The sequence below is a fragment of the Mycobacterium sp. UM_Kg27 genome, assembly GCF_000972905.1.
Classification (GTDB): domain Bacteria; phylum Actinomycetota; class Actinomycetes; order Mycobacteriales; family Mycobacteriaceae; genus Mycobacterium.
In genome coordinates this window covers 22,339-28,522 of sequence record NZ_JRMM01000044.1, presented here as the reverse complement: position 1 = coordinate 28,522, position 6,184 = coordinate 22,339, and the positions used below count along the sequence as shown (strand labels likewise).

General features: G+C 67.7%; 5 protein-coding genes. All 5 read left to right on the top strand.

The features are described 5' to 3' along the window. The first annotated feature begins 28 nt into the window (after positions 1-28). The 5 genes from metH to LI94_RS09400 all read left to right on the top strand — a co-directional run bounded on the left by metH (position 29) and on the right by LI94_RS09400 (position 6,184). Complete coding sequence (gene metH, locus LI94_RS09420) at positions 29-3,769, top strand: methionine synthase (protein WP_046301020.1); 3,741 nt, start codon at positions 29-31, stop codon at positions 3,767-3,769. A 9-nt stretch (positions 3,770-3,778) separates the two neighbouring features. Beyond that, positions 3,779-4,480, top strand: coding sequence for an HAD family phosphatase (locus LI94_RS09415; protein ID WP_024440452.1), 702 nt, complete (start codon positions 3,779-3,781; stop codon positions 4,478-4,480). Positions 4,481-4,486: 6 nt separating this feature from the next. Continuing rightward, positions 4,487-4,768, top strand: coding sequence for a phosphoribosyl-ATP diphosphatase (locus LI94_RS09410; protein ID WP_024440451.1), 282 nt, complete (start codon positions 4,487-4,489; stop codon positions 4,766-4,768). A 2-nt stretch (positions 4,769-4,770) separates the two neighbouring features. Next, entirely contained in the window at positions 4,771-5,631 is an 861-nt protein-coding gene (gene hisG, locus LI94_RS09405; RefSeq protein WP_036457022.1) for an ATP phosphoribosyltransferase, read from the top strand. A gap of 70 nt (positions 5,632-5,701) precedes the next feature. Beyond that, a complete protein-coding gene (locus tag LI94_RS09400; RefSeq protein ID WP_024440449.1) occupies positions 5,702-6,184 on the top strand; it encodes a DUF4126 family protein in 483 nt (160 codons plus the stop codon).

The window sequence follows — 6,184 nt, the reverse complement described above, 5'->3', positions numbered from 1 at the left end:
GAGATGTGTATAAGAGACAGGAGCCCGCATGACCGCGCCCGAGGCCGAAACCTTCGCGCCCAACATCCGGCCTGACTGCACCGACGAACTCAAGGCTGCGCTGAGCCGGCGGATCATGGTGATCGACGGTGCGATGGGCACGGCCATTCAGCGGGACCGCCCGGACGAGGCCGGTTATCGCGGCGACCGCTTCACCGAGTGGCCTACCGCGCTGCAAGGCAACAACGACCTGCTCACCCTGACGCAACCGCAGATCATCGAGGGCATCCACCGCGAGTACCTGGAGGCGGGCGCCGACATCCTGGAGACCAACACGTTCAACGCGAACGCGGTCTCGCTGGCGGACTACGACATGGCGGACTTCAGCTATGAGCTGAACTACGCCGGCGCCGCGCTGGCCCGCAAGGCGGCCGACGAGTTCAGCACTGCGGAGAAGCCCCGCTACGTGGCCGGCACGCTCGGGCCGACGACGCGGACGGCGTCGATCTCACCAGACGTCAACGACCCCGGCGCCCGCAACATCTCCTACGACCAGCTGGTCGCCGCCTACCTCGAAGCCGCCAACGGCCTGGTCGACGGCGGCGCGGACATCCTGCTCATCGAGACGATCTTCGACTCGCTGAACTCCAAGGCCGCGGTGTTCGCCGTCGAGACGCTGTTCGAGGAGCGCGGTCGCCGCTGGCCGGTCATCATCTCCGGCACCATCACCGATGCCTCCGGGCGCACGTTGTCGGGCCAGGTCACCGAGGCGTTCTGGAATTCGATCCGGCACGCGAAGCCGATCGCGGTGGGCCTCAACTGCGCGTTGGGTGCCCCGGAGATGCGGCCCTACATCGCCGAGATGTCACGCATCGCGGACACCTACATCTCCTGCTACCCGAACGCCGGCCTGCCCAACGCATTTGGCGAGTACGACGAGTCGCCGGAGGCTCAGGCCTCCTACATCGCGGACTTCGCCGACGCCGGACTGGTCAACCTGGTCGGCGGTTGCTGCGGCACAGCGCCGGCGCACATCGCCGAGATCGCCAAGGTCGTCGAGGGCAAGCCGCCGCGTGAGCTGCCGGAGATCCCGATCGCCACCCGGCTGGCGGGCCTCGAACCGCTCAACATCACCGACGACTCGCTGTTCGTCAACATCGGTGAACGCACCAACATCACCGGCTCCGCCCGGTTCCGCAACCTGATCAAGGCCGAGGACTACGACACCGCGCTGTCGGTCGCGCTGCAGCAGGTCGAGGTCGGTGCGCAGGTCATCGACATCAACATGGACGAAGGCATGATCGACGGCGTCGCCGCGATGGACCGGTTCACCAAACTGATCGCGTCCGAGCCGGACATCAGTCGGGTGCCGGTGATGATCGACTCCTCCAAGTGGGAGGTCATCGAGGCGGGCCTGAAGAACGTGCAGGGCAAGCCGATCGTCAACTCGATCTCCATGAAGGAGGGCGAGGAGAAGTTCATCCGCGAGGCCCGGCTGTGCCGCAAATTCGGTGCCGCCGTGGTGGTGATGGCCTTCGACGAGCAGGGGCAGGCCGACAACCTGGAGCGCCGCAAGGAGATCTGCGGACGCGCGTACCGGATCCTGACCGAACAGGTCGGCTTCCCGGCCGAGGACATCATCTTCGACCCGAACTGCTTCGCGCTGGCCACCGGTATCGAGGAGCACGCGACCTACGGGATCGACTTCATCGAGGCCTGCGCCTGGATCACGGAGAACCTTCCCGGGGTGCATATCTCCGGCGGCATCTCGAACGTGTCGTTCTCGTTCCGGGGCAACAACCCGGTCCGCGAAGCGATCCACGCGGTGTTCCTGTTCCACGCCATCAAGGCCGGTCTGGACATGGGCATCGTCAACGCCGGCGCCCTGGTGCCTTATGACTCGATCGACGCCGAGTTGCGGGAACGGATCGAGGATGTCGTGCTGAACCGGCGTCCCGATGCCGCCGAGCGGCTGTTGGAGATCGCCGAACGGTTCAACTCCGCGGAGAAGGCGGAAGATCCCGCGGCGGCCGAATGGCGATCCTTGCCGGTGCGCGAGCGGATCACGCACGCCCTGGTCAAGGGCATCGACGCCGACGTCGAGACCGACACCGAGGAGCTGCGGGCCGAGATCGCCGCCGGGGGCGGTCGCCCCATCGAGGTGATCGAGGGCCCGCTGATGGACGGCATGAACGTGGTCGGTGACCTTTTCGGCGCGGGCAAGATGTTCCTGCCCCAGGTGGTGAAGTCGGCCCGGGTGATGAAGAAGGCCGTGGCCTACCTGCTGCCGTACATCGAGGCGGAGAAGCAGCCCGGTGAAGCCGAGCACACCAACGGCACCATCGTGATGGCGACGGTGAAGGGCGACGTCCACGACATCGGCAAGAACATCGTCGGGGTGGTGCTGCAGTGCAACAACTACACCGTGGTCGACCTCGGTGTGATGGTGCCCGCCGAGAAGATCCTGGCTGCGGCCAAGGAATACAACGCCGACATCGTCGGCCTCTCCGGCCTGATCACCCCGTCGCTGGAGGAGATGGCCGGCTTCGCCGCCGAGATGGAGCGCGAAGGCCTCGAGATCCCCCTGCTGATCGGCGGCGCGACCACCTCGCGTGCCCACACCGCCGTGAAGATTGCGCCGCGCCGCAGCGGTCCGGTGGTCTGGGTCAAGGATGCCTCGCGTTCCGTTCCGGTCGCGGCCGCGCTGCTCGACGACAAGCAGCGGCCGGCGCTGCTGGAGTCGACCGCGGCCGACTACGCGTCCCTGCGGGAACGCCACGCGCAGAAGAACGAGCGGCCCATGGTGCCGCTGGAGAAGGCCCGTGCGAACCGCACGCCGATCGAGTGGGACGGATACACACCGCCGGTGCCGGTTCAGGGTCTCGGCGTGCGGGAGCTTCTGGACTACGACCTCGCTGAGTTGCGCGAGTTCATCGACTGGCAGCCGTTTTTCAACGCCTGGGAGATGAAGGGGCGCTTCCCCGACATCCTCAACAATCCGGCTTCGGGCGAGGCTGCCCGCAAGCTGTACAACGACGCCCAGCAGATGCTCGACACCCTGATCGCGGAGAAGTGGCTGACGGCCAACGCGGTGATCGGCTTTTTCCCGGCGAACGCGGTCGGTGACGACGTCGAGGTCTACACCGACGACACCCGTACCGAGGTGCTGACCACGTTTCACAACCTGCGCCAGCAGGGTGAGCACCGGGCCGGCATCCCGAACCGGAGCCTCGGCGACTACATCGCCCCCAAAGAAACGGGCCTGGCGGACTACATCGGCGCCTTCGCCGTCACCGCGGGACTCGGCAGCGGCGAGAAGATCGCGGAGTTCAAGGCAGATCTCGACGACTACAGCGCGATCCTGCTGGAGTCGGTCGCCGACCGGCTGGCGGAGGCTTTCGCGGAACGGATGCACCAGCGGGTTCGCAAGGAGTTCTGGGGATTCCAGCCGGATGAGCAGTTGGACAACGAGGCACTGATCGCCGAGAAGTACCAGGGCATCCGCCCTGCCCCGGGCTACCCGGCCTGCCCGGAGCACACCGAGAAGGCGACGATCTGGAAGCTGATGGACGTCCACGAGCGGACCCGCATCGAGCTGACCGAGTCGATGGCGATGTGGCCCGGTGCCGCCGTCAGCGGCTTGTACTTCTCGCACCCGCAGTCGCAGTACTTCGTGATCGGCCGGCTGGCCCAGGACCAGGTCGCCGACTATGCGAAGCGCAAGGGCTGGACCTTGGTCGAAGCCGAGCGCTGGCTGGCCGCCAACCTCGGCTACAACCCGGAGGACTGAGCCCTGGTGCTGCGCGCGGTGCTGTGCGACATGGACGGCACCCTGGTCGATTCCGAGAAGTTGTGGGACGTGGCGATGGACGCGCTCTACGACCGCCTGGGCGGGGTGCTGACCCCGGAAGTCCGGGCGTCCACGGTCGGCGGGTGTGCCGAGGACACCATGCGGATCGTGTACCACGACCTAGGGTTACCGCTCGATCCGGCGGCCATGGCGGCCTCGGCGCGCTGGTTGCACGACTTCACCGGTGAGCTGTTCGATGCGGGCCTGCCCTGGTGCGACGGCGCCCGGGAGCTGCTCGACGAGCTGGCCGGCGCGGGGATGCCGACCGCCCTGGTGACCAACACCCCGCGGATGCTGGCCGAGCGGGCGCTGGGCAGCATCGGCCGGCATTACTTCGCGGCGGTGGTCTGTGGTGACGAGGTGCCCGCGGGCAAACCGGCCCCGGATCCCTACCTGCGTGCCGCCGAGCTGCTGGACACCGATCCGCGCTGGTGTCTGGCGGTGGAGGACTCGCCGACGGGTGCCGCCGCGGCCGAGGCGGCCGGATGCGCGGTGCTGGTGGTGCCCAATGCGCTGCCGGTGCCGGCCGGCGCCCGGCGCCACCAGGTGCGGTCCCTGACCGGGCTCGGGCTGAGCGACCTGCACGAAATCTGCGCCCAGCTGGCCGACTCGCAAGCGGTTGCCGCCGGAAACCGGCGTGACCCGTCCTGATGCCGCATGAAACAATCCCTGCTCGTGAAGACCTTCGAGGAACTGTTCGCCGAGCTCGGTGAGCGTGCCGCGACCCGGCCGGCCGGCAGCGGCACCGTGGCGGCGCTGGACGCCGGTGTACACACGATCGGCAAGAAGATCCTGGAGGAGGCCGGCGAGGTGTGGCTGGCCGCCGAACACCAGTCCGATGAAGACCTGGCCGAGGAGATCAGCCAGCTGCTGTATTGGACCCAGGTGCTGATGATCTCGCGCGGGCTGACGCTGTCCGACGTCTACGGGAAGCTGTGAGCATGTTGCGTGTTGCGGTGCCCAACAAGGGGGCGCTCAGTGAGGCTGCCGCGGCAATGCTGTCGGAGGCCGGCTACCGCAGCCGCGCCGACGCCAAGGATCTGACCGTCATCGATCCGGCCAACAAGGTCGAGTTCTTCTTCCTGCGGCCCAAGGACATCGCCATCTACGTCGGGTCCGGTGAACTCGACTTCGGGATCACCGGACGGGACCTGGCGGCCGAGTCGGGGGCGCCGGTGGCCGAGCGGTTGGCCCTGGGTTTCGGCTACTCGCGATTCCGTTACGCCGCTCCGGCCGGACGGGACTGGGTTGCGGCGGACCTGGCCGGCCAGCGCATCGCCACCGCCTACCCGAACCTGGTCCGCAAGGACCTGGCGGCCAGGGGCATCGAGGCCACCGTCATCCGGCTCGACGGAGCGGTGGAGATCTCCATCCAACTCGGGGTGGCGGACGCGATCGCCGACGTGGTGGGCTCCGGGCGCACCCTTCGCCAGCACGGTCTGGTGGCCTTCGGGGAGTCGCTGTGCGATTCCGAAGCGGTGTTGATCGAAGGCGCACAGGCCAACGGCCGCAGTGCCGAGACTGCTGCCGCCCGCGACCAACTGGCCGCCCGGGTGCAGGGCGTGGTGTTCGGTCAGCAGTACCTGATGCTCGACTACGACTGTCCGCGTGCGGTGCTCGAACAGGCCGTCGCGATCACCCCGGGCCTGGAGTCGCCGACGATCGCTCCGCTGGCCGACCCCGACTGGGCCGCGGTACGCGCTCTGGTGCCGCGGCGCGAGGTCAACGCGATCATGGACCAGTTGGCCGCGATCGGTGCGAAGGCCATCCTCGCCTCGGACATCAGATTCTGCCGATTTTGAGCAGTCCCGGTAGCTGAGCCTTTGCCGTGTTAGCGTCCGGTGATCGACTCGACTGGCCCGGGAGGTAATGGTGACGCATTTCATCGTGCTGGTGCTCGCGCTTTTCATCGGTGCCGTTGCCGGACTGCGCGCGTTTACCGCGCCGGCAGTCATGGCTTGGGCGGCCGCCCTGCAGTGGATCAACCTGAACGGGACGTGGGTCGAGTGGCTGAGCCATCCGGTGACCGTCACCGTTTTGACTTTGCTGGCGGTCGGTGAACTCGTCACCGACCAACTGCCCAGTACACCGGCGCGTACCGTGCCGATGCAGTTCGGCGCGCGGATCGTGCTGGGCGGGTTCGCCGGTGCGGTGCTCGGCACGGCCTGGAACTACACCTGGACGGCGCTCGGCGCGGGCATCATCGGTGCGGTGATCGGCACCCTGGTCGGTTTCCGGGTACGCCAGCGCCTGGTCGCCGCCAACGGCGGCCGCGATCTGCCGATCGCGCTGGCGGAGGACGCCATTGCGGTGCTGGGCGGTTTCGCGATCGCCGCGCTGACCGCGGTGGTCTGA